We start from the raw sequence: 26464 nt of genomic DNA, 5'->3' as shown, positions 1-26464 counted from the left end.
GAGGCCCGCTCGTTCCACTGGGCCCGCTCATTCCGCGAGGCCCGCGGCCAGCAGTTCCACGAAGCCGACGTCTTCCCTCGCCACGCCGAAGGCCTCGGCCCTCTGCAGGGTCCGCTCGGCCCAGGCACGGTGCGGCTTCACTTCATTCATCTTGTTCGTGTACGCGGAGCGCATGACGCCACCGCCGCCGCGTTCCGGCCGCAGGATGTCCTGTGCGTCGCTGAACTCCTCGTGACTGACCACGGACAGCGCATGCACGGGCGCGACGTGCGACGGGTGGATGCAGGTCTTGCCGAGCAGGCCGTTGGCCCGGTCGAGCTCGATCTCGCGCAGCAGGCCGTCCAGGTCGTGCTCGATCAGTGCCGTGCGCAGTTCCTCGGCCCGGCCCTCCAGGAAGGGGCTGCGGCGCAGCTGCGGCTTGAACATGCGCTCCTGGAGCCGGAAGTATTCCCACACCGGGCCGGTGATCGTGAAGCCCGTGCCGTCCGCCCGGCCCAGCACATTGACCACGTCGGCTATGACGGCGCCGACGATCTGTACGTCGTACGCAGTCATGTCGGGCGCCCTGCGGAGCCCGTAGGCCGAGCAGAAGTCGGTGACACCGAGCCGCAGTGCGAGTACCCGCTCGCGGTATTTGTTGACGGTGCGGGTGATTCCCCGGAGTGTTTCCCTGCGGGTTTCCAGATGCAGCAGCTCGGGCGATTCGAGAACGGGCATGGCGAACAGACGCTGCCCACAAGCCTTTTCGGCGTCGGTGAGCGCTTCCATGAAGGGCACGCCACGCTCTTCGGTGAACTTCGGAAGTACAAAACCGGACAACAATCGGACGCTGCGGCCGAGCCGGCTCACCAGGTCGACCATCTGGCCCGGTTCCCGGACCCGGATGAAGAGCAGGGGCACCTCGGATCCGCGCGTATCGAGGTCTGTGAACTGTCTGACCAGGTTCTCCTCGGCGCCGTCCACTTCGGAGTCATCGATCGAGTCCTCCAGGCACAGCACCATCGAGACGACACCGCGCCCGGCCTGCTTGATGACATCGTCAGCAAGTCGCGGCCTGGTGGCAGGGCTGTACAGGGTCGCTCCCAGGGCGGCCGAAAGCATGCCGGCCGGCGAGTCCGCACCGAATTCGCGCGGCTCCTGGAAGAACAGACCCTCTCTCGCAGCGGGCGCAATATGCCCGAAATGACGCATGTGATTCCCCCGAACTGCCTGAGAGACCGGACAACGTATGGCCGGTAATAGTACGTACGAACGGGTGTCAACAGTTCCCTACGTGCATGAATTCCGGGTAACTCGTCCATTTCCCGACGGGTCCACGTACTGCAGACAACGTGATTCCGACGCAACTCCGAGACATCCGGTGCACCCCCCCGCGTTGTCCGCACAGGCAGCCAGCAGGCAGGATGACGGGCATGACGCACGCGATGGTGAAAGGCTCGAACGTCCCTCTGGGCGCCATGGCCGTACGGGCCGTGCTGTGCTGGACCCCGGGCACCGGGGTCCCGGATGTGGACGCCTCGGCACTGCTGCTCGGAGCCGGTGGCCGCGTGCGCTCGGACGAGGACTTCGTCTTCTACAACCAGCCCCGCCACCCCTCCGGCCTGGTGCGACGGCTGCCGAAGCGCAGTGTCCCCGAAGGGCTCACGGACAGCATCGAGGCCGACCTCAACGCACTCGACCCCTCGGTCGATCAGGTGGTCATCGCCGCATCCTCCGACGGAGCCGCATTCGCTCAGGTGCGCGATCTGCGCATCCTGCTGTTCGACGCGGCATCGGCGGGCGGGGACCCGCTCGCCGTCTTCGATGTGCGGCCGGAGACCGGCGAGGAGACGGCGATCATCTGCGGCGAGCTCTACCGGCGCGGCGATGGCTGGAAATTCCGGGCCGTGGGACAGGGCTATCCGACCGGTCTGGTCGGTCTGGCGACCGCCTTCGGCATCTCGGTCGACGAGGCGGAGGCCGCGGCGGAGCCCGACCCGGCCCTCTCGCCGGTAACAGTTCCCTCGCCCGTAGCAGCGCCCGCTTTCCCGCCGCCCGCTTTCCCGCCCGCGCCGGCCCCCGGCCCCGACTCGCAGGCCACCGTCCAGCACCAGCAGCCCGCCTATGGCTACCCGCAGCCCGCGGTGGCCCAGCCGGCTCCGCAGCCCGCTCCCCAGCCCGCATACGGGTATCCGCAGCCTGCCGCCGCCCCGCCCGCCTACAGCTACCCGCAGCCTGCCGCGGCTGCGGCGCCGGCCCCCGACCCGAATTTCGTGCTGCCACCGCAGGGGCCGCAGTTCGTACGGTCCTGAGACGGCCGCGGGACGGCCGTGGAACGCGGCCCCGGAACGGCCCCTGAGGCGCCCCCGAACCGCGTGCGGCCCGTCCGGCGTCGGCTCAGGTCCGGGACTTGTAGCCCCGTCCCCACTGCAGGCCCCAGCCATACAGCCGGTCCAGCTCCGACTGGAATCCGTACACGAACTTCACCTCGCGCCGCACGATCAGCTCGTCCTTGATGTTCTCCACCGTGAACACGGCGCAGGAGCGGGCCTGCGGGGCTCGCTCGTCGAGTTCGATCTCGATCCGCGGGCCGTTGCCCGGGTAGAGCGTCACCTTGGCGTGCGTACGGTCGAAGGCAGGCGTCTGGTCGTAGATGTAGACGAAGAACAGCAGCCGCTTGATCTGGTCGCGCTGGTCGAGATTGACATAGACGGTCTCGCCCGACGGCGCTCCGAAGCGGTCGTCCCCGCTGAGCCGGATGTACGGCGGCACGTTCAGGTCGCCGATGAGGTTGCCCAGGGGCTGGACCACGCCCTTGGTGCCGTCCTTCAGCTCGTACATGCAGCCCAGGTCCAGGTCGACATTGACCACGCCCTGGGTGTGCGCCTGGACCACATCGGGCTGGAAGAGCTTCATGGGGCGCAGCAGCCGGCCGCTCTGCCGCGACCTGCCCTCGATGTCGGACGTACGCATCCGCCAGGAGAGGTTGACCCGCAGATTGCCGGTCAGCGCACCCTGCTTGGTCAGCGAGACCGTGGCGTGCCGCCTGGAGAGCACGATGGAGTTGGTCGACGCGTTGCCCGACTCGAACTGCGCCTCCCGCCTCGGCCACAGGCTGTCCCAGAACGCCATCCCCAACCCCCATACGTATCGGTGGTACACCGGCCCCGCACACATCACTGCGGGGCGGCCGCCGGGCCGGGTCCGGGTTTTCCCGGAGAACCGTCGCCGTACGGACCGCCCCGCTGAGAGCGTTCCTCAATCCCTACCGGGTCACACCCCGGACGGGACTTCCGCCTTGGAACCGGCGTCGTCGCCGCCTTCGGCTTCCAGCGCCTTGTTGCGCCGGACCGAGGACCAGAAGGACCAGGCGATCAGCACGACGCCGGTCAGGCCGGTGATGAGCTCGTTGATCTGGTACTGGATGGTGACGAGCAGGAGCACGGCCAGCGCACCGATCGCGTAGTGGGCGCCGTGCTCCAGGTAGACGTAGTCGTCGAGCGTTCCCTGGCGGACCAGGTAGACCGTGAGCGAACGGACGTACATGGCGCCGATGCCGAGGCCGAGGGCCATCAGCACGATCTCGTTGGTGACGGCGAAGGCACCGATGACACCGTCGAACGAGAAGGACGCGTCGAGCACTTCCAGGTAGAGGAACATGAAGAACGCGGCCTTACCGGCGAGCACGACGGAGGAGACCTTCTTGCCGCTCCGCTTGGCCTCTTCCTCGGCCTCGTGCTCGCGCTCTTCCTCCTCCTCCAGCTTGTTCTCGAAGAAGCCGGAGAGACCGCCGACGATGAGGTACGTGATCAGACCGGCGACACCGGAGAGCAGAACCGTCTCCGCCTTGTCCGCGTGACCGCCGCCGTGCTGGTGCGCGTTGGTCGCGACGGTCATGGCCGAGATCAGCAGCACGATCAGCGCGATGCAGACCGACAGCATGTCGACCTTGCCGAGCTTGGCGAGCGGGCGCTCGATCCAGCGCAGCCACTGGATGTCACGGTCCTCGAAAATGAAGTCGAGGAAGATCATCAGCAGGAACATGCCACCGAACGCGGCGATCGCCGGGTGGGCGTCGGTGACGAGTTCCTGGTAGCGCTCGGGCTGATTGAAGGAAAGGTCGACCGCTTCGATCGGACCGATCTTGGCGGTGATGGCCACGATCACGACGGGGAACACCAGCCGCATACCGAAGACCGCGATGAGCACACCGATCGTGAGGAAGATCTTCTGCCAGAAGGCATTCATCTTCTTCAGGATTCCGGCGTTGACCACCGCATTGTCGAAGGACAGCGAGATCTCCAGGACGGAAAGAATCGCAACCACTCCGAAGGCTTCCCACCCCCCGTAGATCACCGCTGCGACCAGGCCGAGCGCGGTAACCGCGAACGACCAGCCGAAGGTTTTCAGAAGCACTGGCTACCCCATCGTGTATGTAACGGGTCTCCCCCGGGTGTGTGCGGGGCTCCCCCGCGCTGTGCGCGGCTTTACGAAACGTTGACCCCGAAGTCTAGAGCGATGCCGCGCAGCCCCGACGCGTACCCCTGTCCCACTGCACGGAACTTCCACTCGCCGTTGTACCGATAGAGCTCGCCGAAGATCATCGCGGTTTCCGTCGAGGCGTCCTCGCTGAGGTCGTAACGCGCGAGTTCCTGACCGTCCGCCTGGTTCACCACGCGGATGAACGCATTGCTGACCTGGCCGAAGGTCTGCCCGCGATTGTCCGCCTCATGGATCGAGACCGGAAAAATGATCTTGTCGCAGTGCGCCGGCACCTGAGTGAGATTCACGATGACCGACTCGTCGTCGCCCTCGCCCTCACCCGTGAGGTTGTCGCCGGTGTGCTCCACGGAGCCGTCGGGGCTCGTGAGGTTGTTGTAGAACACGAACCATTCGTCGCCGAGCACCCGGCCCGACTGGCACAGCAGCGCGCTGGCGTCGAGATCGAAGTCGGCGCCCGTGGTGGATCGTGCGTCCCAGCCGAGCCCGACCAGCACCTGGGTGAGGTTGGGTGCGGCCTTGGAGAGGGAGACATTGCCTCCCTTGGCGAGCGTGACGCCCATGGTGTGTCCTCCCCGAGTCGATGAACCGTCTGTGGAGCCGTTGAACTGTTCAGCAGCCGGAGTTGAGCTGCTGAACGGGCTGTTCAGCGCGTCCGGCGCCGCACGGGGTGCGGCGCCGGACGGGGTACGTGCCGGCGTGGCCCGGGCTGCGCCCCGGCGGCCCGGCCCGGCCCGGTCGCGTCTTGTCAGACGTTGACGCCGAAGTCCTGCGCGATGCCGCGCAGCCCCGAGGCGTAACCCTGACCGATGGCGCGGAACTTCCACTCCGCCCCATTGCGGTACAGCTCGCCGAAGACCATGGCGGTCTCCGTCGAGGCGTCCTCGCTCAGGTCGTAACGCGCCAGCTCGCTGTTGTCGGCCTGGTTGACCACGCGGATGTACGCGTTGCGCACCTGGCCGAAGCTCTGCTGGCGGGCCTCGGCCTCGTAGATCGAGACCGGGAAGACGATCTTGTCGACATCGGCCGGAACTCCGGCCAGGTTCACCTTGATGACCTCGTCGTCGCCCTCGCCCTCACCGGTGAGGTTGTCACCGGTGTGCTCGACGGATCCGTCGGGGCTCTTGAGGTTGTTGAAGAAGACGAAGTTGCCGTCGCTGCCGACCTTGCCCTCGGTGTTCGTCAGCAGGGCGCTGGCGTCGAGGTCGAAGTCACCACCGGTGGTGGTACGGGCATCCCAGCCCAGACCGACGATGACCGCGGTCAGGTTGGGCGCGGCCTTGGTCAGCGAGACGTTGCCGCCCTTGCTGAGGCTGACTCCCACGAGTCCTCCCATTGGTTTCCTTGGGGGCCGGCGGGCGCCGGCGCCTCCACGTTGCGTTGGCATCCGATCAACGAGTGGATCCTAGTGACCGGTTCCCGGCCAAAGCAGGCTTTTGGCCGGGCCGCCCGCAGATCCTCCGCTCCCGGATCAGAGCGTGTCGAGCGCCTTGATGTAGTCGTTGAGGTCGCGCGCGTCGGGCAGACCGTTGACGACGGTCCAGCGCACCACGCCCTCCTTGTCGATGATGAAGGTGCCGCGCACCGCGCAGCCCTTCTCCTCGTCGAAGACGCCGTATGCCCGCGAGGTCTCGCCGTGCGGCCAGAAGTCCGAGACCAGCGGGTACTCGAGACCTTCCTGCTCGGCGAAGACACGCAGGGTGTGGATGGAGTCGTTGGAGACGGCGAGCAGCTGCGTGTCGTCGTTCTCGAACTTCGGCAGCTCGTCGCGGAGCGCGCAGAGCTCACCCGTGCAGACGCCGGTGAAGGCGAACGGGTAGAACAGCAGCACGACATTCTTCTCGCCACGGAAGTCGGAGAGCTTCACGGTCCGGCCGTGGTTGTCCTTCAGCTCGAAATCCGGGGCCTGGGTGCCGACCTCGATCGCCATGAAACGCGTCCCTTCACTACGTTCACCGGGCTGGGCTGTCCGGGTGGCTCCCACCCTACGCAGAGCCCGCAGCGGGCCACGCAGCGCCCGCACGGGGGCACCCTGCGCCCCAGCCGTACGAAGAAGGCGCCCGGAGCCGTACGAAGAAGACCCCCGGCGGTTCATGCCGTCGGGGGTCTTCAGGGCGAGTGCGTGGCGAATGCGGTTCAGCGCTTGGCTTTGGCCGCCTTCGGTGTCACCAGACGGCTTCCCGTCCAGTCCTTGCCTGCATTGATGCTCTTGGTCTGGGAGAGACCGGCAGTCTGTGCAGCCTCGTTGATGTCGCTCGGTTCGACGTATCCATCACGGCCGGTCTTCGGCGTCATCAGCCAGACCGCGCCGCCGTCCTCGATCAGACCAATGGCATCCACCAGCGCGTCCGTAAGGTCGCCGTCCTCGTCGCGGAACCACAGCAGGACGACGTCTGCGACGTCGTCGTAGTCCTCATCGACGAGATCCTGGCCGGTAGTGGCCTCAATGCCCTCACGGAGCTCCTGCTCGACGTCGTCGTCGTAGCCGATCTCCTGGACCACCTGTCCGGGCTCGAACCCCAGGCGTGCTGCCGGGTTGGTCCGTTCCTCCGCGTGGTCCGCGGTCGCGCTCACGGGTTGCCTCCTGATCATGTTCGGAAAATGCTTCAGCCACGCGCGTGCGCGGGGCATTGGCCGTAGTCCACACGGGAGCGGCGGATCGCGCAAGTACCCAGCGTGCGAGACCGCCTAAACGGTGACGTTCCCTGCCACGTCGCCGCACTGTCGGCAGGTCCCCTGCGGGGGCCGTCGCTACCGTCACACCCTTTACGTCCTTCCACAGCTTATGCCGTTTCGGTCCGCCATTCGGAGTCGAACATCCTTTGGGAACGCTTGGACGGGTTGGGCGTATGGTTGCGGTTTGGACCAGCCCATCCCCGCGCTACGGACGCGATGTCTCGCAACACGGCGGTTACCCCTCGGTAGAGATGACGTTTGCGCCCCTGCGGTACACGATGGTGATGGCGTACATGCATACATCCCGGGGGCATGTGCTCCCGTAACCCAGGCCCCGTAGAGCAGCACCTAATAGCGAAGGAACAGCGTGGCTTCCGGATCCGATCGCAACCCGATCATCATTGGCGGCCTGCCGAGCCAGGTCCCGGACTTCGATCCCGAAGAGACCCAGGAATGGCTCGACTCGCTCGACGCCGCAGTCGACGAGCGAGGCCGTGAGCGGGCCCGTTATCTGATGCTCCGGCTCATCGAGCGTGCGCGCGAGAAGCGCGTCGCCGTGCCGGAGATGCGCAGCACGGACTACGTGAACACGATCGCCACGAAGGACGAGCCGTTCTTCCCCGGCGACGAGGAGATCGAGCGCAAGATCCTCAACGCGACCCGCTGGAACGCGGCCGTGATGGTGTCGCGCGCCCAGCGTCCGGGGATCGGTGTCGGCGGCCACATCGCCACCTTCGCCTCCTCCGCCTCGCTGTACGACGTGGGCTTCAACCACTTCTTCCGGGGCAAGGACGACGGTCTGGGCGGTGACCAGATCTTCTTCCAGGGGCACGCGTCCCCGGGTATCTACGCCCGCGCCTTCCTGCTCGACCGGCTGAGCGAGGCGCAGCTCGACGCCTTCCGTCAGGAGAAGTCGAAGGCGCCGAACGGCCTGTCCAGCTACCCGCACCCGCGGCTGATGCCGGACTTCTGGGAGTTCCCGACCGTCTCGATGGGCCTCGGCCCGCTCGGCGCGATCTACCAGGCCCGGATGAACCGCTACATGGAGGCGCGCGGCATCGCCGACACCTCCCAGTCGCATGTGTGGGCGTATCTGGGCGACGGCGAGATGGACGAGCCCGAGTCGCTCGGCCAGCTCTCCATCGCCGCCCGTGAGGGCCTGGACAACCTCACCTTCGTGGTCAACTGCAACCTGCAGCGCCTCGACGGTCCGGTGCGCGGCAACGGCAAGATCATCCAGGAGCTGGAGTCGCAGTTCCGCGGCGCCGGATGGAATGTCATCAAGCTGGTCTGGGACCGTTCCTGGGACCCGCTGCTCGCGCAGGACCGCACGGGCATCCTGGTCAACAAGCTGAACACCACGCCGGACGGCCAGTTCCAGACGTACGCCACCGAGTCCGGCGCGTACATCCGTGAGCACTTCTTCGGGGACGACCCGCGGCTGCGCGACATGGTCAAGGACATGACCGACGACCAGATCCTGCACCTGGGCCGCGGCGGTCACGACCACAAGAAGGTCTACGCGGCCTATGCGGCGGCCAAGGCCCACAAGGGCCAGCCGACGGTGATCCTGGCGCAGACGGTCAAGGGCTGGACGCTGGGGCCGAACTTCGAGGGCCGCAACGCGACCCACCAGATGAAGAAGCTCACGGTCGAGGACCTCAAGAGGTTCCGCGACCGGCTGCACATCCCGATCACGGACAAGCAGCTGGACGAGGGCTACCCGCCCTACTACCACCCGGGCCGCGACTCGGAGGAGATCCAGTACATGCACGACCGCCGCAAGGGTCTGGGCGGTTACGTCCCGACCCGTGTGGTGCGCGCGAAGCCGCTGGTTCTCCCCGAGGACAAGACGTACGCGACCGCGAAGAAGGGTTCGGGCCAGCAGTCGATCGCCACGACCATGGCGTTCGTCCGCATCCTGAAGGACCTCATGCGGGACAAGGAGATCGGCAGGCGTTTCGTGCTGATCGCGCCCGACGAGTACCGCACCTTCGGCATGGACGCGTTCTTCCCGAGCGCGAAGATCTACAACCCGCTGGGTCAGCAGTACGAGGCGGTGGACCGCGATCTGCTGCTCGCGTACAAGGAGTCGCCGACCGGTCAGATGCTGCACGACGGCATCTCCGAGGCCGGCTGCACGGCGTCGCTGATCGCCGCGGGTTCGGCGTACGCCACCCACGGCGAGCCGCTGATCCCGGTGTACGTCTTCTACTCGATGTTCGGTTTCCAGCGCACCGGCGACCAGTTCTGGCAGATGGCCGACCAGCTCGCGCGCGGCTTCGTGCTGGGTGCGACCGCCGGTCGTACGACGCTGACCGGTGAGGGTCTCCAGCACGCGGACGGCCACTCGCAGCTGCTCGCCTCGACCAACCCGGGCTGTGTCGCGTACGACCCGGCCTTCAGCTACGAGATCGCGCACATCGTCAAGGACGGTCTGCGCCGGATGTACGGCGGGACCCCCGACGAGAACGAGGACGTCTTCTACTACCTCACCGTCTACAACGAGCCGATCCAGCACCCGGCCGAGCCGGAGAACGTGGATGTCGAAGGCATCCTCAAGGGCGTGTACCGCTACAAGAGCGCCGAGCGGGGCGAGATCCCGGCCCAGATCATGGCGTCCGGTGTGGCGGTCCCGTGGGCGGTGGAGGCGCAGCGGATCCTCGCCGACGAGTGGAACGTGCGGGCGGACGTCTGGTCGGCGACCTCCTGGAACGAGCTGCGCCGCGAGGCCGTGGACGTGGAGCGGTACAACCTGCTGCACCCCGAGGAGGAGCAGCGCGTCCCGTACGTCACGCGGAAGCTCTCCGGCTCCGAGGGCCCGTTCGTGGCGGTCTCGGACTGGATGCGTTCCGTACCGGACCAGATCGCGCGCTGGGTACCCGGTGCGTACCAGTCGCTGGGGGCGGACGGCTTCGGCTTCGCCGACACCCGTGGTGCGGCCCGCCGGTTCTTCCACATCGACGCGCAGTCGATCGTCCTCGCGGTGCTCACCGAGCTCGCGAAGGAGGGCCGGATCGACCGTTCGCTGCTGAAGACGGCGATCGACCGGTACGAGCTGCTGGATGTGACCGCGGCCGCCCCGGGTGCGGCCGGCGGCGACGCGTAGGCACGACGAACCGCGGATGAAGGGCGGCGGGACCTCCTGGTCCCGCCGCCCTTCGGCGTGTCCGGTCAGTTCTCCCAGACCTTGAATGCCCTGACCTGGTACGGGGACCGGGGCACCCAGGTGCCGCCGCCCGGATAGGTCTCGAACTCACCCGTCTCGGCGCACTCCGCCGACTGGTACGTGGTGACGGGCCGGCCCGTGCGGTTGGCGAGCGACTGGACCTCGCTGCCCGCCGGCAGCGGGACACAGCTCTCGATGTCGATCGTGGACAGCTCGTGGATCTGCCGGGCGCCGGTGAAGTCCGGCTTCTCCCAGAGACAGAGCTGACCGCTTCCGCAGGCCCCGGGCCGGGCGGGTGCGGAGTGGGCCGCGGCCTGCGGAATCAAGGCGGTGGCGGCCAGGGCGGCGGCAAGAACGGTCGTACGCATGGAAATCGACCCCCGTGGTGGTGCGAATCAGTTGCACGCACCCTGACCTGCGGGGCGACGCCCGGGGAAGGGGTTGCGGGTCGCACCACCCTGATAGGCGACAGCCCCGCCGGAACGGTCCGACGGGGCTGTTGTACGCACTGTGTTGACGCCTCGGGGCATCGCGACGAGCGATCAGATGTGACCCGCGCCCGCGCCCGCCTCGGCATTCGCACCGCGCTTGGTGAGCGTGGCGACCAGCGCGGCGACCACCGCGACGATGCCGGCCACCGTGAACGCCGTGCTCATGCCCGACACGAACGTGTCATGGGCGACACCCGCGATCTGCGCCGCGACCTCCGGCGGAGTGTTGCCGTCCACCGGCGGTACACCGACCTCGACGGCCGAGGAAGCGGCATCCAGCTGCTCCGGCGTAAGGGGCGGAAGCTTCGCGGCCGTCCAGTTGTCGGCCAGCTTCGAGTCGACCTGGGAGGCCATGACCGCGCCCAGCACCGCCGTGCCGAGGCTGCCACCGACCTGCATGGCGGCCTGCTGGAGGCCGCCCGCGACACCGGAGAGCTCCATCGGCGCGTTGCCGACGATGACCTCGGTGGCACCGACCATCACCGGGGCGAGGCCGAGGCCGAGCAGACCGAACCAGATCGACATGGTCAGGGTGCTGGTGCCGATCTCCAGCTGGGACATGCCGAACATGGCGACCGCCGTGCACACCATGCCGCCGACCAGCGGAACCCGCGGGCCGAACTTGGTGATCATGGCGCCCGCGAGCGGCGAGGCGACGATCATCATTCCGGTCAGCGGCAGCAGGTGCAGACCGCTGTCGACGGGGCTCAGACCGTGCACGTTCTGGAGGTAGAAGGTGACGAAGAACAGCCCGCCCATGAAGGCGAAGGCCATCAGCACCATCAGGACCGCACCCGCGGACAGCGGCACGGACCGGAACATCGCCAGCGGGATCAGCGGCTCCCTGACGTTCTTCTGGGAGAAGGCGAAGACCACGAACAGGGCCACGGCGGCGCCCAGGAAGCCGAGCGTCTTGTAGTCGCCCCAGCCCCACTCGGCGCCCTTGATGAGCGCCCAGATCAGGCAGAACATCGCCTGTGACAGCAGCACGATGCCGCCGATGTCGAAGGAACGCGGCGCGTTCTCGGCACGGTGGTCCCTGAGGATCACCAGGCCCAGCACAAGCGCGATCACACCGACCGGCACATTGATGAAGAAGACCGACTGCCAGTTGACGTGCTCGACGAGCACACCGCCGAGGATCGGGCCGCCCGCGGTGGAGGCGCCGATCACCATGCCCCAGATGCCGATCGCCATGTTCAGCTTCTCGGCCGGGAAGGTGGCGCGCAGCAGGCCGAGCGCGGCGGGCATCAGCAGGGCGCCGAAGAGGCCCTGGAGCACCCGGAACGCGATCACCAGTGCGACGCTGCTGGAGAAGCCGATGGCCCCCGATGCCGCGGCGAAGCCGACGACACCTATGAGGAAGGTCTGGCGGTGGCCGAACCGGTCACCGAGCTTGCCCGCAGTGATCAGAGAGACCGCGAGGGCAAGCATGTAGCCGTTGGTGATCCACTGGACGTCGGCGAGCGAGGCGCCCAGGTCCTGCTGGATGGCGGGGTTGGCGATCGCGACGATCGTGCCGTCGAGCGCGACCATCATCACGCCGATGGCCACGGAGAAGAGCGTCAGCCAGGGGTGGCCGCGCAGCCCCTTGGCAGGTGCGGGCACGGCGGTGTCCTGCGGCTCCCGCGACGCCTTTTCGACGGTGGTCTGACTAGTCATGCCCGGGAGATTAGTGTCAGCCGCTGACAGTTGACAAACCATTTCACATGCCGGTAACTGTCACGTAGCTCACACGCAAGCTGAGCTGGACAAAGCAGGTGAAAGAGGACCACTTCAGTGACCGATGAGCAGCAGGCCGTGTATCCGACCGGACTGCGCGAACGGAAGAAGCGACGCACCCGGGACGCCCTGTTGCACGCCGCCCTCGATCTTTTCACCGGACAGGGGTACGAGGAGACCACCGTCGACGAGATCGTCGACGCCGTCGAGGTCTCCCAGCGCACCTTCTTCCGCTACTTCGCCAGCAAGGAGGAGGCCGCCTTCGCCATCCAGGAGATGGTGGAGTCGCACTTCCTCTCGGAGCTGCGCCGGCGTCCCGCCTCGGAAGCCCCGTTCGAGGCAATGCGCAGCGCGGTCCTCTGCGCCTGGAACAGCATCGGTGAGGCGATCGAGGCGATCATCACGGTCGAACTCCATATGCGCACGTACCGGATGATCGAGTCGACGCCGTCGCTGCTCGCCGCCCACCTGCGGCGCAGCGTGGATCTGGAGAACCAGGTCGCGCTGCTGATCGCCGAGCGCGAGGGGCTCGACGTGCGGACGGACCCCCGGCCGAGGGTCGCCGTGGCCGCGTTCTCCGGGGTGATGCGGGTGACCGGGCAGCTCTGGGGGCACGGGCGGGACACCAGCATGGACTCGTTGCGCGCCCTGACCGAGGTGTACCTGGACCAGCTCGGACCGGCACTGGCCGGAAACTGGCGGGCGGGGGCCGGCGCCGGGCCCGGGTAGCGACATGGAAACTCCGTCCGATGTGCCGCACGCCTCACTGCCGCGGCATGACCGACTTCACAACCGCCGTGCCCCGGTGGCCATATGCGACGCTCCGGGGGCATTCCGCGCGCCCGAGTGTGCGCGCCGCACCAACACAGCGTGAAATGAACCGCCTTGAATTCCCGACAGCCGGGTGATGTGTGTCACCCTCTTCACGGCTGCCGTCGCGCGTCTCCTAATGTGGGCCGGAGTGACTTCCTTCGACTCCTCCCCCACGCTCACCGCATGGCGCGCACTGCTCGCCGTCGCGGTTGTGTTCGTGATGCTGGCGACCACTGGCTGGACCGCCGTACGTCACCCACACTCCGACGAGCCACGCACCGTCGCACTCGCCTCCTGGGCGCGGGGCCACGTGGCGGGTCGTGCACTGCCGGACGCCGACGCACCACCGCGCCGTCTGGCGCAGTTCTTCGCCACGCTCACGGCCGCTCAGCGCACCCGTCTCGCCGACAAGTACCCCTTGGTCGTGGGCAATCTGAACGGCGCCCCGGTCACCCTGCGCTACCACGCAAACCGGCTGGCCCTGGCGCAGGCGCGGAAGGTCGAGCGGCAGCGCATGCACGACGCCAGGCTCTCCCCCGACGGCCGCGCCGAGGCGCTCCGCCGGATGAACCGCTTCCGGTCGATGCTCGCCGAGGGGCGGCACATCCTCGCCTTCGACCCGTCCGGAAAGGGCCGAGCCGCAGAGGTGTTCGGTGATCTCGACCGGGCCGACCGGGTCTCGGTGATCGTGCCCGGGGTCGACACCAACCTGCTGACGCTGGAGCGGTCCGCCCCCATGGTGAATGCCGCGCCGGTCGGCATGGCGAAGTCGCTGTACGCGGCGGAGCGCGCCGCGCGCCCCGGCACCCGTACCGCCGTCATCGCCTGGGCCGACTACACCACGCCCGCCGGAATCGGTATGGACGCGGCCATAGGGAACCTCGCCCAGCGCGGGGCGGTGCGGCTGAACGCGCTGCTGGGCGCGCTGCCCGGGGACGCCCCCATCTCGCTGTTCTGCCACAGCTACGGCTCGGTGCTGTGCGGTGTCGCCGCGCATGAACTGCCCTCCAGGGTCGCCGACATCGCGGTCGCGGGCAGCCCCGGCATGCGGGTGGAGAACGCGGGGCAGCTGCGCACCGGGGCCAGGGTGTGGGCGATGCGGGACCACGACGACTGGATCGAGGACGTACCGAACCTGGAACTGGGCGGTCTCGGGCACGGTGCCGATCCGGTCGACCCGGGCTTCGGCGCACGCATCGTCTCGGCGGGCGGTGCGGTCGGGCACAGCGGCTATTTCGAGCCGGGCACCGAGAGCCTCAGCAACTTCGCCTCCATCGGTGTGGGCGCCTACAGCTCGGTCAGTTGTGCGAACTCCGACAGTGCCTGCCACGACGGAGTCACCGGCAGCCAGGGAATCTGACGAACACGGCGAGCCATGGGCGGCCGCAAATCGGGACTTACGCCGAAGGGGGACGTGCGGGCAAGTGCCGCATACGATGAGGCACATGGGTGATGTGCTGGCCGGAATTCATGCCACCTGGGAGTTCGACACCGACTCCGTGCTCATCCGCTTCGAACGGGGAATACGCACACCGAAGCTCTTCCAGAGCCTGCGTGAGCGCCGCGTCCCGCACGCGGCGCTGTCATCGGTGACGCTGACCCCGGGCAAGCGGGGCACGGTGGTCCTGCACGCGGTACCGAGACCCGGTGCCGACCCGTTGCTGGAGGCTGCGGCCGGGCAACTGAAGGACGGCTGCGATCCGTACCGGCTGGTACTCCCCGCCGAGCGCGAGACGCTCGCCGAGTACTACGCGGACGAACTGCGCGCCCTGCTCGGTCCCGACGCCGCGGAGCCCGCCGACCGGTTCCTGGTCGCGGCCCCCGAGGCGCCGATGCAGTTCAAGGCGTACGACGGCCGGGCCGGCTTCGACGGCGACCGGGTCTCCTTCCGGTGGTTCTGGACGGGCGCCTCCACGGCGAAGTGGAAGGCCGGCGACCAGACGTTCCCGGTGACGGAGCTGAGCGGCGTCGAGTGGCGCTCGCCGGAGGCCTTCGACGGCTATCTGCGGCTGGTGCCGAGAGGCCAGGAATATGCGGCTCCGGGACCGGGCCCGGGTACCGGCCTCGGCACGGGTACGGAGCCGGTCACGAGGCTCGGTTCCGGCACGGTGCAGAACGCACAGCCGATGGTCCCCCGCCCCGCCCGGGCCGACCAGGACCCGGCCGCCGTGGTCTTCGGCCTCGGCTACGGCCCGGTGCACGAGTCGCTGCCGTTCGCCGCGGCCGTACTGGAATCCGTACGCAGGAAGCATCCGGCCCCCGCCGCGCCGGCCGCCGTACCGGCAGGCGTGGGGCGGCGCGATCCCGCGGACATCGCGGAGCGGATCCGGCACCTCGGGGAACTGCACCGGGCGGGCCTGGTGACGGACGACGAGTTCAGTGCGAAGAAGGCCCAGTTGCTCGCCGAGTTGTAGGGGTGCGGTGCCGGGCTCGTCCTGGCGCCGGCCGCCGCGCAGAGCGGTGCGGCGATCCTGCTGCGGGACCGGATCGGCGGGTTCCTGCGCAGGCCGCTGGTGTGGGCACCGGTCGTCGTCATCAACCTGTCCGCGATGACGATCCTGTGCCGGCACCAGACGGCGATGCTGGCCGCGGCGGTCCCGGCGTCGTTCGCCGGTGCGGTGCCGGGGCTGACGACCGGGCCCGACACGGTCGGCTGGATCCTGGCGCGCGTCGCGTGGATGCCGGTGTTCGCGGGGCTGCTGATACTGATCGCGCGGTACGCACGGCGGTTCGAGGCCCCGTGGCAGGCCGGTACGCGTGCGGCGAATGTCCGCAGGGCGGCGGCGGGCCTGCCGGCGACGGGGTTCGCGGTGTACGCACTGGGGCCGGCGTAGGGGAAAACCCAGCCCGCCCGGCAAAACCCGGCCCGCCCGGCGATTGAGCGCATCTTTCAAGCCCGTCCGGCGCTTGAGGACACAACGATCGCCGGGCGCCCCAGCCCGCCGGAGACGACTACTCGCGCGCGGCGGACGTCGAGCTCATGTCCGGGTACCGGTCCCCCGCCACCTGCCCCGCGATCGGCTCCAGCAGTGCCAGCTCCTGCGCCGTCAGCGTGAGCCGGGTCGCTGCCACGTTCTCCAGCAGCCGGCTGCTCTTGCGGGTGCCCGGGATCGGCACCACGGTCAGACCGTGCACCTGGGCCCGCTGCTGCACCCAGGCGAGCGCCACCTGCGCGGCCGACGCACCGTGCGCCGCCGCGATCTTGTGGACGGGCTCCAGCAGGGCGGCGTTGGTCTTCGCGTTGTCGCCCGTGAAGCGGGGCTGGTACTTGCGGAAGTCGCCGTCCGACAGGTCCTTGGCCGCGTCCGTGAACGCCCCGGTCAGAAAACCCCGGCCGAGCGGCGAGTACGGCACGAAGGTCACACCGAGCTCGACCGCGGCGGGCACGGCACTGCGCTCGACGTCCCGGCTGAAGAGCGACCACTCGGACTGCAGGGCGGCGATCGGGTGCACGGCGTACGCCTCGCGCAGCTCCGCGCCGGTCACCTCGCTCAGCCCGAGCTGCTTGACCTTGCCCTGCTGCACCAGCTCGGCCATCGCGCCGACGGACTCGGCCAGCGGGACAGCCGGGTCGCGGCGGTGCATGTAGTACAGGTCGATGACATCGGTGTTCAGTCGGCGCAGGCTGTCCTCGACGGCCTGGCGGATGTACGCGGGGTCGTTGCGCACGCCGCGGTACTGCGGGTCGTCGGTCCGCTCTATGGCGAACTTCGTGGCGAGGGTGATCTCGCTCCGGTGCGCCCCGACGAACGGCGCCAGGAACTCCTCGTTGGCGCCGCGACCGTACACATCTGCGGTGTCGAAGAGGGTGACACCGGCCGCCAGCGCCGTCTCCAGCGTCTCGCGCGCGGCGGACTCATCTGTGTCCCCGTAGAACTCGCTCATGCCCATGCAGCCGAGTCCCTGCACGCCGACCTGCGGGCCGCCGATGCCGAGCTCCACGGTGGTGATCTTGTTGTCAGTCATCAGGCACAAGGCCTTTCCGGCGCCCGTCGGGCACTCGCATAGAAGTCGATCTTGTGGTCGAGGACGGCGAGGGTGTCCTGGAGCTCCGCGATCCGCGTCCTCACGTCGCGGCGGGTCGCCTCCAGCAGCTCCTGCCGTTCCTCGAAGGTGTGCTCGCCCTCGCGCAACAGCTCCGCGTACCGGACCATGTCGGCGACCGGCATCCCGGTCAGCCGCAGCTTGCCTACGAAGGCCAGCCAGTCCAGGTCACGGTTGGTGAAGCGGCGCTGACCGGTGTGCGAACGGTCGACGTGCGGCATCAGCCCGATCCGCTCGTACCAGCGCAGGGTGTGCGCGGTGAGCCCGGTGACGGCGGCGACCTCGCTGATGGTGTAGCGGTCCTGGCCCTCGGGGCGCGGATGCGCCCTGGGCGCCGATGCGCATGCGTCCGTCTTTGCGGAAGTGCTCTCCATCACCGTCATGACCTCCACGCTAGAACCTTGGAGTGCACTCGAAGCAAGCGTAAACAGGGACGGGTTTCGGCGGCGGCCGGGCCACCCCCTCCGAGCCGTGCAGGACGGGCCTTTAGGCTCATACGTATGCAGAGCCTGGCGATGATCGACAACTGGCCCGTCCCCACCGCGGCGGCTGCCGTCGTACGAGCGGACGGCACCGTCGTCGGTGCGCACGGCCCGACCGCGCACCGCTTCCCGCTCGCCTCCGTCACCAAGCCGCTCGCGGCCTACGCGGCGCTCGTGGCGTACGAGGAGGGCGCGGTCGAGCTCGACGAGCCGGCCGGGCCCGAGGGCTCCACCGTCCGGCACCTGCTCGCGCACACCAGCGGGCTCGCCTTCGACGAGCACCGGGTGACGGCCGCTCCGGGCACCCGGCGGCTCTACTCCAACGCGGGCTTCGAGGTCCTCGGCGACCACATCGCCAAGGCCACCGACATCCCGTTCCCGGAGTATGTGCGCCAGGCGGTGCTGGAACCGCTCGGGATGACCTCGACCACGGTGGACGGCTCGCCCGCCAAGGACGGCATATCGACCGTCGACGATCTGGCGCGGTTCGCGGCAGAGGTGCAGGCGCCACGACTGCTCGACCCGCGCACGGTGCTGGCCGCGCAGACCGTCGTACACCCCGGCCTGAAGGGCGTGCTGCCCGGCTACGGCCACCAGAACCCCAACGACTGGGGGCTCGGCTTCGAGATCCGGGACCACAAGTCGCCGCACTGGACGGGCAGTTCCTCGTCGCCCGCGACCTTCGGCCACTTCGGCCAGTCGGGGACCTTCCTCTGGATCGACCCGGTGGCGGGCGCGGCCTGCGTCGCGCTCACGGACCGGGCCTTCGGCCCGTGGGCCGTGGAGGCGTGGCCGCCGTTCACGGACGCGGTGCTCGCGGAGCTGCGCTCCGGCCTCTGAAAGACCTCACCCGTCGGCCGCTTTCGTGGCCAGACACTCGAACCACACCGTCTTGCCACGGCCGTCGCGGCGCGGTTCCGCGCCCCAGCGGTCGGTGACGGCGTCGACGAGGACCAACCCTCTCCCGCCCTCGTCGAGTGCATCGCCCATGACCGCGCGGGGCAGTTCCGGGCAGCCGTCCGCGACCTCGACCCGCACGCCCCCTGCCGGGAGCAGGAAGATGAGCGTCTGGCAGCGGCGGCCGGGGACGTGCCGCACAACATTGGCGATCAGCTCGGTGAGCGCCAACTCGGCCGCGTCGGCGATGTCGAGGAGCCCCCAGACGGTGAGGTAAAGGCGCAGGATGCGGCGCAGATGCCGGGCCGAGTGCTCGCCCATCGCGAAGTCGGCGCGGTAGGTCGCCTCCAGCAGATCGTCGGCCTGCGGATCAATTACGTGATTCATGTCACCAGAGTGCAGCGACACGATTACGCTCGGCTACGTACCGAACTGAACGCCGTGAGGCGTTGAACGCCGGAGGTGCCCCGCCGTGCCCAACGTCCAGACACTCGACCCCAGTGCTTCCCCGTTGGACTACTACGGCTGGGAGCTGCGCCGCCAGAGAGAGGCCAACAACCTCAAACAGGGCCAGCTCGGCGACATCATCTTCTGCACCGGCTCCCTGATCGGCCAGATCGAGACGACGAAGAAGATCCCCACCCGCGACTTCTCCGAGCGGGTGGACGCGGCACTCGGCACGGGCGGTGTGTTCTCGCGCCTCGTCGGCCTGGTCCTGCGCAGCCAGCTGCCGACCTGGTTCCAGCCGTACGCGGACATGGAGGCCCGCGCGGCATACATCTCCACGTACCAGGCGCAGTTGGTGTACGGGCTGTTGCAGACGGAGGAGTATGCGCGGGCGGTACTGGCCACCGGTATGCCGGACGACCTCGAAAACCTGCTGGCGGCCCGGATCGAGCGTCAGCGGATCCTGGAGCGGGAACGGCCGCCGCTCGCCTGGGCCGTTCTCGACGAGGCCGTGCTGCACCGGCCGATCGGGGGCCGCGAGGTCATGCGGAAGCAACTCCAGCGGTTGTTGGACGTCGCCGACCACCGCTGGATGCAGATCCAGGTGCTGCCCTTCGCGGCCGGTGAACACGCCAGCCTCGCCGGATCGTTCACCACCATGCGCTTCGACGACGACCCCGACATCGTCTACACGGAGGACGTCATCTCCGGCCATATGACGGCCAGCCCCGACACGGTCAGGGAGGCCGCGCTCCGTTACGCTCGCTTGCAGGCCGCCGCCCTCTCCGTCGAGGATTCAGCGGCTCTGATCACCCGCGTGATGGAGGAGCGTTATGGAGACCGGTCCCGAGCTGAAGAACGCGCGGTGGCGTAAGTCCAGTTACAGCGGAAACACCGGCGGCGAATGCGTCGAGTGCACCGTCACCGGCGGCGCGGCCTGGCGCAAGTCCAGCTACAGCGGCACCAACGGCGGCGACTGCGTCGAGGTGGCCGACGGCCTCCCCTGCGCCGTACCCGTGCGCGACAGCAAGAACCCGGACGGGCCCGTCCTCGTCGTCGGGGCCGACGCCTGGCAGAGCTTCGTGGACGGGCTCGTCTGACGTCGCAGCGAAAGTCCGTACGGCCCAGGGGGCTCGGGACGACCGACTGTCGTCCCGAGCCCCTCCGTCATGACCGGGGGCCGGTCAAGGGTCAGATGAGCGGTTCGATCATGTGGGTCCGGCGCTGGGACCGCGTGGCCGCGTTCCCCGACCAGGCCGTCCGGTTCGGGTCGAGGCCCACGCCGCCCGCGAGACCGAGACGAGCGACCACGGCGTTGTGCTCGACGCAGGCCACCTTCATCGGATCGATGAACTCATTCTCCAAATCCGCCTGAGTGACAGCCGCCCCGGCGCTGACCTTCGCCTCGATGAAGTCGTAGACATGCTCCAACTGTTCGGAGCGGGGCGTGATGGCACCGTCCTCGGTGAAGTTGAGGTCCGGTCCGCTGCTGCCCGGGTCGTCGTTCCTGGACTGCGGTTCAGGGCCGAGAGCGAAATTGGCCGGAACATTCTTCAGCGCCTTGGAGACGGAGGCGAGCTGGTCGCTGTTCGTCGTGAACGCCGTCGGGGCGACCGGCGCCAGAGCCGTCACGACCTCGGTCAGCTGGGTCGGGGTGAGGAGCCCGGCGAATTTTTCGAGCAGCGACTTGGGCACGATGTGGTGCAAGGTGTGCACGAGTGCGTTGCCCGGGTTGGCGGTTTTCTCCGCGGCCAGGGCGTTCTTTGTCGGATTGTTCTTCCAGTCGCCGGCACGCTGGACCGGCGTCTTTGCGGTCGAGGACACGGCCGGTCCGGGGGCCTCCCGGTCGCCGGGGACCCCGGTCCGCACCGGTGCGGACATGACCCGGCGGGCGTTCTGCTCCGCAGCCCGCTCGTAGGTGTCCGAAGGGTCGGAAATCCTCAGGCCCGCGCCGTTGTCGGTGCCGGAGACGGCGCCCTGCCGTTGCTGGATGACGTGGGTCAGTTCGTGGGCGAGGGTGTGTTTGTCGCCTCCGCCGGGGCCGACGACGACATGGTGGCCGGAGGTGTAGGCGCGGGCGCCGACCTCGGCGGCCGAAGCACGGGCGGCGCTGCCGTCGTGAATGCGTACGTCGGAGAAGTCGGCGCCGAGGCGGGCCTCCATCTCCTCCCGGAGCACGGCGTCCATGGGTTTGCCGCCGGTACGCAGGACCTCGTGGACGGCGGAACGCTGCACCTGGGGCTGCCCGGCCTGCCCGTGCCCGCAGCCCGCATCGTGCAGCTGCTCCTCGGGCTGCGCCCAGGGGTGCCCGGCCTGCCGGAGCATCTGGACGACGGCGGCATTGCCGATGCTGCCCTGGAGGGCGAGCGGCGCCTGTGCGGGGAACTCGCTCTCGTCCGGACTCTCCTCCGGTGTACGCGCGCGAGCGGATGTACGCGCGCGAGCGGAACCGCGGGTGCCGCTGCCGAGGATGCGGTCGGATTCACGTGCGTGCATCAGAAGCCTTCCGGAGGGGGCACGGTGGAGACCCCTCCATGACTACGCGGCCCACGCCGGTGCGGGCCAGGTACACGAGGGCAGAATCGGCCGACTCGCCGGACAGACAGCCATGGCCGACGCGACCGCTCAACACATCCTGCGCGGGATGGAGCCCGGCGGCCCAGGAACCGCTACCCTCCTCGGCCATGGCCGACATAGTCCGCGCTGCCGCCGCCGACGTCCCCGCGCTCGCCTCCGTACTCGCGAGTGCCTACGCCGAGGACCCCGTCTGGTCCTGGCTGATGCCGCGCGACCGGGACCGGCGGCTGCGGCTGCTGTTCACCGCACATCTGACGCAGCAGGTCCCGGCGGGCCGGGTGTGGACCGATCCGGACCGCACGGTGGCGGCCGTATGGGCGGAGCCCGGGAAGTGGAAGCTGCCGGTGACGTACCTGCTGCGCAACGCGGGTCCGCTCCTGCGTGCGGGCCGTGCCCAACTCCCGCGCACCGCCGAGCGGTTGTTCACCATGGAGCACCGCCACCCGGCCGGTCCCGAGCACTGGTACGTGGAGTACATCGGCACCCGGGCGGACGCGCGCGGCACGGGGCGCGGGGCGCGGGTGCTCGGCGGGCTGCTGGAGCGGGCGGACGCGGACGGGCGGCCGGTGTTCCTGGAGTCGAGCAACCGCCGCAATCTGACCTTCTACCAGCGGCACGGCTTCACTGTGCAGGAGGAGATGACGTTCCGGGCAGGACCGCCGATGTGGTCGATGTGGCGCCGGGACGGGGACCGGTAGCCCTTCGCCGTCGAGGGGTGGTGGTGGCACAGCCACCACCACCGCCACGACGAACGCTTCCCGGCACTCTCCGGGCGTTCCGGCCGGGAAGGTTCACCACAGGCCCGCTGACCATACGGCGGTTCGGGATTTCCGGACGAGCACCGCGGCCCGTACCGGACGTCTCGCCCGCAGCTACGCGATCACTGACTGAAACGGCCGCGTCGGCCGCGCCGACATCCCCGCGTGGGCCCTCGTGTCACTTTCGCCAGAACAGGTGGTGCGTCACGCCGCTCGGGCTGGGCACGATCTCGAGGTGGTATCGGTCGAGCAACTCATCGGGTGAATCCCAGAGTCGTACTCCGGATCCGAGCTTCACCGGCGAGACCGCCACATGCAGGGTGTCGACGAGGCCCGCGTCGAGGAACTGCCGGATGGTGGTCGCTCCGCCGCCGAGTCGGACGTCCTTGCCCTGCGCCGCTTCCCGCGCCTGTTGGAGGACCGTGGCCGGATCCCCGTCGACGAAGTGGAACGTGGTGTCGGACAGTGTGTACGAAGGACGTGTGTGGTGGGTCATGACGAACACCGGGGTGCGGAACGGGGGCTCGTCACCCCACCAGCCGAGCCACTCATGGTCGTGCCAGGGCCCTCGCTGGGGCCCGAACTTGTTGCGGCCCATGATCTCGGCGCCGATGTTGCGTGCGTAGTCCCGCGTGAAGTAGTCGTCGAGGCCCAGGCTCCCCCCGGGGTCGGTGCGCATGGGCCAGCTCGCCGTGGCGCCGGCCCAGGCGAACAGCCTCTCGGGATCGACGTGGCCGAACGGCCTCTCGAAACTCTGGTCCTCACCGGCCCCGATTCCGTCACTTGAGACGTTGAAGTTCTGGACTCTCAGTAGCTGAGCCACGCGTTCCTCCTGTGTTGTCGATGACGGTGGTGAGACTCTCCGGGCCGGGAAAACTCATCGCTGCGTCCGTTTCCGGCCAGGGGCGGTGGTGTTTCAGGCCGACAGCTCCCAGATCAGCACCTCGGCCGCCCCGGCCGCCACCAGTTCCAGCCCTTCCTCGCCGGTGATCCGCGCCGAGTCGCCCGGCTCCAGCTCCTCGCCCTCCTCGTCGCCGAGCCGCACGCCCCCGGCCACCACATGGACGTAGACCCGCGCCGCGTCCGGCACCGCCGTGCGCTCCTCGGGAGCCAGTCTGCGTACGTGCAGCACCGCACCGGCCGCAGGGAGGGCGTACGGAGTGGAGTCGGCGATGCCGGGAACGATCGTGTACGAGGGTTCGCCGCCCGGTTCGAGCGGCGCCAGCCACATCTGAACGAACGTCAGCGGGCCGTCCCCGTCGTTGCGCTCGACGTGACGTACCCCGCCCGCCGCGCTGAGGTGCTGGAGATCCCCGGCCCGTACGACCGTGGCGTGACCGGTCGAATCGCGGTGGGTCAGCTCGCCCTCGACGACCCAGGTGACGATCTCCGTGTGGCTGTGGGGGTGTTCGTCGAAGCCCGCGCCGGGCGCCAGCCGTTCCGAGTTGCACGCCAGGATCGCGCCGAAGCGCAGATTGTCCGGGTCGTAGAAGCTGCCGAAGGAGAAGGCGTGCCGGGACAGGATGCCGGCGGCCCGGTCCCCGCCCAGGAAGCGGTCTTCGGAGCGGTGTACGGAAATCACCCGCCCACGGTAGCCCTGCCGGGGCACGCCCGGACTCCCCGGCCGCTACCCGGCAGTACGACCCGCGGCCGCCCCGGCCCTCCGTGCACGTGCTCCGATAAGGCAGTCTTGTGTCCGTGCCCCGACCCGATCCTGAGCAGCCCGCTGCGAACGCCGCCCACCTGCATGCCGCGACCCTGAAACGGCTGGAGCAGTCCTCCGGCCGGCTGGCCGCCAATGCGATCGCCCGCATGGACGAGTCGCTGCCGTGGTATCGGGCGATGCCACCGGAGAACCGGTCCTGGATCGGCCTGGTGGCCCAGGCCGGGATCGCGGCGTTCACCGAGTGGTTCCGGCATCCGGAGACCCCGCAGGCCATCTCCACCGATGTGTTCGGTACGGCTCCGCGCGAGCTGACCCGGGCGATCACCCTGCGGCAGACCGTCGAGATGGTGCGTACGACGATCGAGGTCATGGAGGCCGCGATCGAGGAGGTAGCCGCGCCCGGCGACGAGTCGGTGCTGCGGGAGGCGCTGCTCGTCTACGCGCGGGAGATCGCCTTCGCGACCGCCCAGGTGTACGCGCAGGCCGCCGAGGCCCGCGGGGCCTGGGACGCCCGGCTGGAATCGCTCGTGGTGAACGCGGTGCTGTCCGGCGAGGCCGACGAGGGCGCCGTGTCACGCGCCGCGGCGCTCGGCTGGAACTCCCCCGAGCACGTGTGCGTGCTGCTCGGTACGGCCCCGGACGGCGACAGCGAACTGACGGTGGAGGCGATCCGGCGGGCCGCCCGGCACGCGAAGCTCCAGGTCCTGACCGGGGTGCTCGGCAACCGGCTGGTCGTCATCGCGGGTGGCAGCGACAATCCGCTGCAAGTCGCGAAGGCGCTGATCGGCCCGTACGCCGCAGGTCCGGTCGTCGCCGGGCCCGTGGTGCCCGACCTGCTGGCGGCCACCCGGTCCGCGCAGGCGGCGGCCGCCGGGCTCAGGGCGTGCAGTGCCTGGCAGGACGCCCCGCGACCGGTGCTGGCCGACGATCTGCTGCCGGAGCGCGCGATGGCGGGCGACCCTGCCGCACGGGACCAATTGGTGGAGGAGATCTACAGACCGCTGGAAGAAGCGGGTTCTGCGCTCCTGGAGACGCTGAGTGTGTATCTGGAGCAGGCGAGCAGCCTGGAAGGTGCGGCCAGGATGCTCTTCGTCCACCCCAACACCGTGCGCTACCGGCTCCGACGTGTGACTGACGTCACCGGATGGTCGCCTTCCGATGTCCGCTCGGCGTTCACTCTGCGAATCGCCCTGATCCTCGGGCGCTTGGCCGCCAGAGATCCGCAGTCCTAGACTTTTGTCGGACATCAACAATTCCCCATACGGTTCTTCGTCCCTGTCCCCACGGGTGTTCCGGACCGTTCACAAGAGAGAGTGTGAGGGTGCTCGTACTCGTCGCTCCCGGCCAAGGCGCTCAGACGCCCGGCTTCCTGACCCCCTGGCTCGAACTCCCCGGTGCCGCCGACCGCATCGCGGCCTGGTCCGACGCCATCGGGCTCGACCTCGCCCACTACGGCACCGAGGCCGACGCCGAGGCGATCCGTGACACCGCGGTGGCACAGCCGCTGCTGGTCGCCGCCGGTCTGCTGTCCGCCGCCGCGCTCGACGCGTCGCCCGACGTCGTCGCAGGTCACAGCGTGGGTGAGATCACCGCAGCCGCCCTCGCCGGAGTCATCGGCGACGAGGCCGCACTCCGTCTCGTACGCACCCGTGGGCTCGCCATGGCCGACGCCGCGGCGATCACCGAGACCGGCATGGCGGCGCTGCTCGGCGGCGATCCCGAGGTGACGGTCCCTCACCTGGAGAAGCTCGGACTGACCCCGGCCAACGTCAACGGTGGCGGCCAGATCGTCGCCGCAGGCACCGCCGCGCAGATCGCCGCGCTGACCGAGGACAAGCCCGAGGGCGTACGTCGCGTGGTACCCCTCAAGGTCGCCGGTGCCTTCCACACGCACCACATGGCGCCCGCTGTCGACCGGCTGCGCGAGGCCGCCCTGAAGCTGAAGATCGCCGATCCGGTCGTGACATATGTCTCGAACGCCGACGGGAAGCCCGTGGCCATCGGCGACGAGGTCATCTCGCGGCTGGTCGGCCAGGTGGCCAACCCGGTCCGCTGGGACCTGTGCATGGAGACCTTCAAGGAGATGGGCGTCACGGCTCTGATCGAGGCGTGCCCCGGCGGCACCCTGACGGGTCTCGCCAAGCGCGCGATGCCCGGTGTGCAGACCCTCGCGCTCAAGACCCCCGACGACCTCGACGCGGCCCGCGCGCTCATCTCCGAGCACGTGGGCGCCTAAGGAGCCC

26 protein-coding genes and 1 pseudogene are annotated in these 26464 nt (G+C 69.0%); 12 read left to right on the top strand and 15 right to left on the bottom strand.

Translation table 11 applies throughout. The annotated features are described in order from the left end of the window. Positions 1-27 precede the first annotated feature (27 nt). Positions 28-1191, bottom strand: coding sequence for an HpcH/HpaI aldolase/citrate lyase family protein (locus IEZ15_RS05500; RefSeq protein WP_189274642.1), 1164 nt, complete (start codon positions 1189-1191; stop codon positions 28-30). A 221-nt stretch (positions 1192-1412) separates the two neighbouring features. Here IEZ15_RS05500 and IEZ15_RS05495 point away from each other — a divergent pair, with 221 nt between their 5' ends. After that, positions 1413-2291 carry a TerD family protein gene (locus IEZ15_RS05495; RefSeq protein WP_189274639.1) on the top strand — a complete coding sequence of 293 codons (879 nt, stop codon included), beginning with the start codon at positions 1413-1415 and terminating at the stop codon, positions 2289-2291. Positions 2292-2376: 85 nt separating this feature from the next. Here the strand turns inward: IEZ15_RS05495 and IEZ15_RS05490 are convergent, their stop codons facing one another. From IEZ15_RS05490 to IEZ15_RS05465, 6 genes are all read right to left on the bottom strand, one after another. After that, on the bottom strand, positions 2377-3111 hold the full coding sequence (locus IEZ15_RS05490) for a TerD family protein (protein WP_114244348.1): 735 nt from the start codon (positions 3109-3111) through the stop codon (positions 2377-2379). A gap of 141 nt (positions 3112-3252) precedes the next feature. Then, a complete protein-coding gene (locus tag IEZ15_RS05485) occupies positions 3253-4395 on the bottom strand; it encodes a DUF475 domain-containing protein (protein ID WP_114244349.1) in 1143 nt (380 codons plus the stop codon). Between the two features lie 71 nt (positions 4396-4466). Next, positions 4467-5042, bottom strand: coding sequence for a TerD family protein (locus IEZ15_RS05480; protein ID WP_114244350.1), 576 nt, complete (start codon positions 5040-5042; stop codon positions 4467-4469). Positions 5043-5227: 185 nt separating this feature from the next. Further along, the gene (locus tag IEZ15_RS05475) at positions 5228-5803 is read right to left on the bottom strand and encodes a TerD family protein (protein ID WP_114248977.1); all 576 of its coding nucleotides are present in this window, start codon (positions 5801-5803) and stop codon (positions 5228-5230) included. Between the two features lie 147 nt (positions 5804-5950). Next, positions 5951-6409, bottom strand: coding sequence for a peroxiredoxin (locus IEZ15_RS05470; protein WP_093895495.1), 459 nt, complete (start codon positions 6407-6409; stop codon positions 5951-5953). Between the two features lie 206 nt (positions 6410-6615). Then, positions 6616-7053 carry a DUF3052 domain-containing protein gene (locus IEZ15_RS05465; protein ID WP_114244351.1) on the bottom strand — a complete coding sequence of 146 codons (438 nt, stop codon included), beginning with the start codon at positions 7051-7053 and terminating at the stop codon, positions 6616-6618. Between the two features lie 469 nt (positions 7054-7522). Between IEZ15_RS05465 and aceE the strand changes: the two genes are divergently transcribed. Then, the gene (gene aceE, locus IEZ15_RS05460; RefSeq protein WP_114244352.1) at positions 7523-10264 is read left to right on the top strand and encodes a pyruvate dehydrogenase (acetyl-transferring), homodimeric type; all 2742 of its coding nucleotides are present in this window, start codon (positions 7523-7525) and stop codon (positions 10262-10264) included. 65 nt (positions 10265-10329) lie between these two features. Here the strand turns inward: aceE and IEZ15_RS05455 are convergent, their stop codons facing one another. Together IEZ15_RS05455 and IEZ15_RS05450 are read right to left on the bottom strand one after the other, a co-directional pair. Then, positions 10330-10692: a peptidase inhibitor family I36 protein gene (locus tag IEZ15_RS05455; RefSeq protein ID WP_114244353.1), complete on the bottom strand. Its 363-nt coding sequence runs from the start codon at positions 10690-10692 to the stop codon at positions 10330-10332. A gap of 174 nt (positions 10693-10866) precedes the next feature. Beyond that, positions 10867-12477 carry an MFS transporter gene (locus tag IEZ15_RS05450; RefSeq protein ID WP_114244354.1) on the bottom strand — a complete coding sequence of 537 codons (1611 nt, stop codon included), beginning with the start codon at positions 12475-12477 and terminating at the stop codon, positions 10867-10869. Between the two features lie 117 nt (positions 12478-12594). On the opposite strand from IEZ15_RS05450, the gene IEZ15_RS05445 reads away from it, so the two are divergent. The 4 genes and pseudogenes from IEZ15_RS05445 to IEZ15_RS05430 all read left to right on the top strand — a co-directional run. After that, positions 12595-13266, top strand: coding sequence for a TetR family transcriptional regulator (locus IEZ15_RS05445; RefSeq protein WP_189274637.1), 672 nt, complete (start codon positions 12595-12597; stop codon positions 13264-13266). Between the two features lie 232 nt (positions 13267-13498). Continuing rightward, positions 13499-14710, top strand: coding sequence for an alpha/beta hydrolase (locus IEZ15_RS05440; RefSeq protein WP_189274635.1), 1212 nt, complete (start codon positions 13499-13501; stop codon positions 14708-14710). An 85-nt stretch (positions 14711-14795) separates the two neighbouring features. After that, positions 14796-15764 carry a DUF4429 domain-containing protein gene (locus IEZ15_RS05435; protein ID WP_189274632.1) on the top strand — a complete coding sequence of 323 codons (969 nt, stop codon included), beginning with the start codon at positions 14796-14798 and terminating at the stop codon, positions 15762-15764. A gap of 15 nt (positions 15765-15779) precedes the next feature. Continuing rightward, positions 15780-16184: pseudogene (locus IEZ15_RS05430) on the top strand (acyltransferase family protein); the annotation flags it as partial. A 118-nt stretch (positions 16185-16302) separates the two neighbouring features. Here IEZ15_RS05430 and IEZ15_RS05425 read toward each other — a convergent pair. Beyond that, entirely contained in the window at positions 16303-17316 is a 1014-nt protein-coding gene (locus tag IEZ15_RS05425) for an aldo/keto reductase (protein ID WP_189274630.1), read from the bottom strand. After that, positions 17316-17777: a MerR family transcriptional regulator gene (locus IEZ15_RS05420; protein ID WP_189274628.1), complete on the bottom strand. Its 462-nt coding sequence runs from the start codon at positions 17775-17777 to the stop codon at positions 17316-17318. Before IEZ15_RS05420 ends, IEZ15_RS05425 begins: the two co-directional genes overlap by 1 nt. Before the next feature lie 117 nt (positions 17778-17894). Here IEZ15_RS05420 and IEZ15_RS05415 point away from each other — a divergent pair, with 117 nt between their 5' ends. Beyond that, a complete protein-coding gene (locus tag IEZ15_RS05415) occupies positions 17895-18716 on the top strand; it encodes a serine hydrolase domain-containing protein (RefSeq protein WP_189274626.1) in 822 nt (273 codons plus the stop codon). 6 nt (positions 18717-18722) lie between these two features. On the opposite strand, the gene IEZ15_RS05410 is transcribed toward IEZ15_RS05415, so the two are convergent. After that, entirely contained in the window at positions 18723-19160 is a 438-nt protein-coding gene (locus IEZ15_RS05410; RefSeq protein ID WP_189274624.1) for an ATP-binding protein, read from the bottom strand. 85 nt (positions 19161-19245) lie between these two features. On the opposite strand from IEZ15_RS05410, the gene IEZ15_RS05405 reads away from it, so the two are divergent. Both IEZ15_RS05405 and IEZ15_RS05400 read left to right on the top strand, forming a co-directional pair. After that, on the top strand, positions 19246-20094 hold the full coding sequence (locus IEZ15_RS05405) for a helix-turn-helix domain-containing protein (protein WP_189274622.1): 849 nt from the start codon (positions 19246-19248) through the stop codon (positions 20092-20094). Next, on the top strand, positions 20054-20320 hold the full coding sequence (locus IEZ15_RS05400; protein ID WP_189274619.1) for a DUF397 domain-containing protein: 267 nt from the start codon (positions 20054-20056) through the stop codon (positions 20318-20320). The genes IEZ15_RS05405 and IEZ15_RS05400 overlap by 41 nt, the downstream gene beginning before the upstream one ends. A 91-nt stretch (positions 20321-20411) precedes the next feature. Here the strand turns inward: IEZ15_RS05400 and IEZ15_RS05395 are convergent, their stop codons facing one another. Next, positions 20412-21716 carry an eCIS core domain-containing protein gene (locus tag IEZ15_RS05395; RefSeq protein ID WP_189274617.1) on the bottom strand — a complete coding sequence of 435 codons (1305 nt, stop codon included), beginning with the start codon at positions 21714-21716 and terminating at the stop codon, positions 20412-20414. A 188-nt stretch (positions 21717-21904) separates the two neighbouring features. On the opposite strand from IEZ15_RS05395, the gene IEZ15_RS05390 reads away from it, so the two are divergent. Then, complete coding sequence (locus tag IEZ15_RS05390; protein WP_189274615.1) at positions 21905-22495, top strand: GNAT family N-acetyltransferase; 591 nt, start codon at positions 21905-21907, stop codon at positions 22493-22495. A gap of 238 nt (positions 22496-22733) precedes the next feature. Here IEZ15_RS05390 and IEZ15_RS05385 read toward each other — a convergent pair whose 3' ends face one another. After that, positions 22734-23378, bottom strand: a complete 645-nt coding sequence (locus IEZ15_RS05385; RefSeq protein ID WP_189274613.1) for a dihydrofolate reductase family protein — start codon at positions 23376-23378, stop codon at positions 22734-22736. A 93-nt stretch (positions 23379-23471) separates the two neighbouring features. Beyond that, positions 23472-24137, bottom strand: coding sequence for a pirin family protein (locus IEZ15_RS05380; protein WP_189274611.1), 666 nt, complete (start codon positions 24135-24137; stop codon positions 23472-23474). A gap of 116 nt (positions 24138-24253) precedes the next feature. On the opposite strand from IEZ15_RS05380, the gene IEZ15_RS05375 reads away from it, so the two are divergent. Together IEZ15_RS05375 and IEZ15_RS05370 are read left to right on the top strand one after the other, a co-directional pair. Further along, entirely contained in the window at positions 24254-25453 is a 1200-nt protein-coding gene (locus tag IEZ15_RS05375; protein ID WP_093895541.1) for a PucR family transcriptional regulator, read from the top strand. 89 nt (positions 25454-25542) lie between these two features. Further along, positions 25543-26457, top strand: a complete 915-nt coding sequence (locus tag IEZ15_RS05370; RefSeq protein ID WP_189274608.1) for an ACP S-malonyltransferase — start codon at positions 25543-25545, stop codon at positions 26455-26457. The last annotated feature ends 7 nt before the right edge of the window (positions 26458-26464 follow it).

Source organism: Streptomyces atratus, from assembly GCF_014648655.1.
Classification (GTDB): Bacteria; Actinomycetota; Actinomycetes; order Streptomycetales; family Streptomycetaceae; genus Streptomyces; species Streptomyces atratus.
The sequence above is the reverse complement of the archived record's forward strand: the minus strand, read 5'-3'. Positions and strand labels throughout refer to the sequence as shown.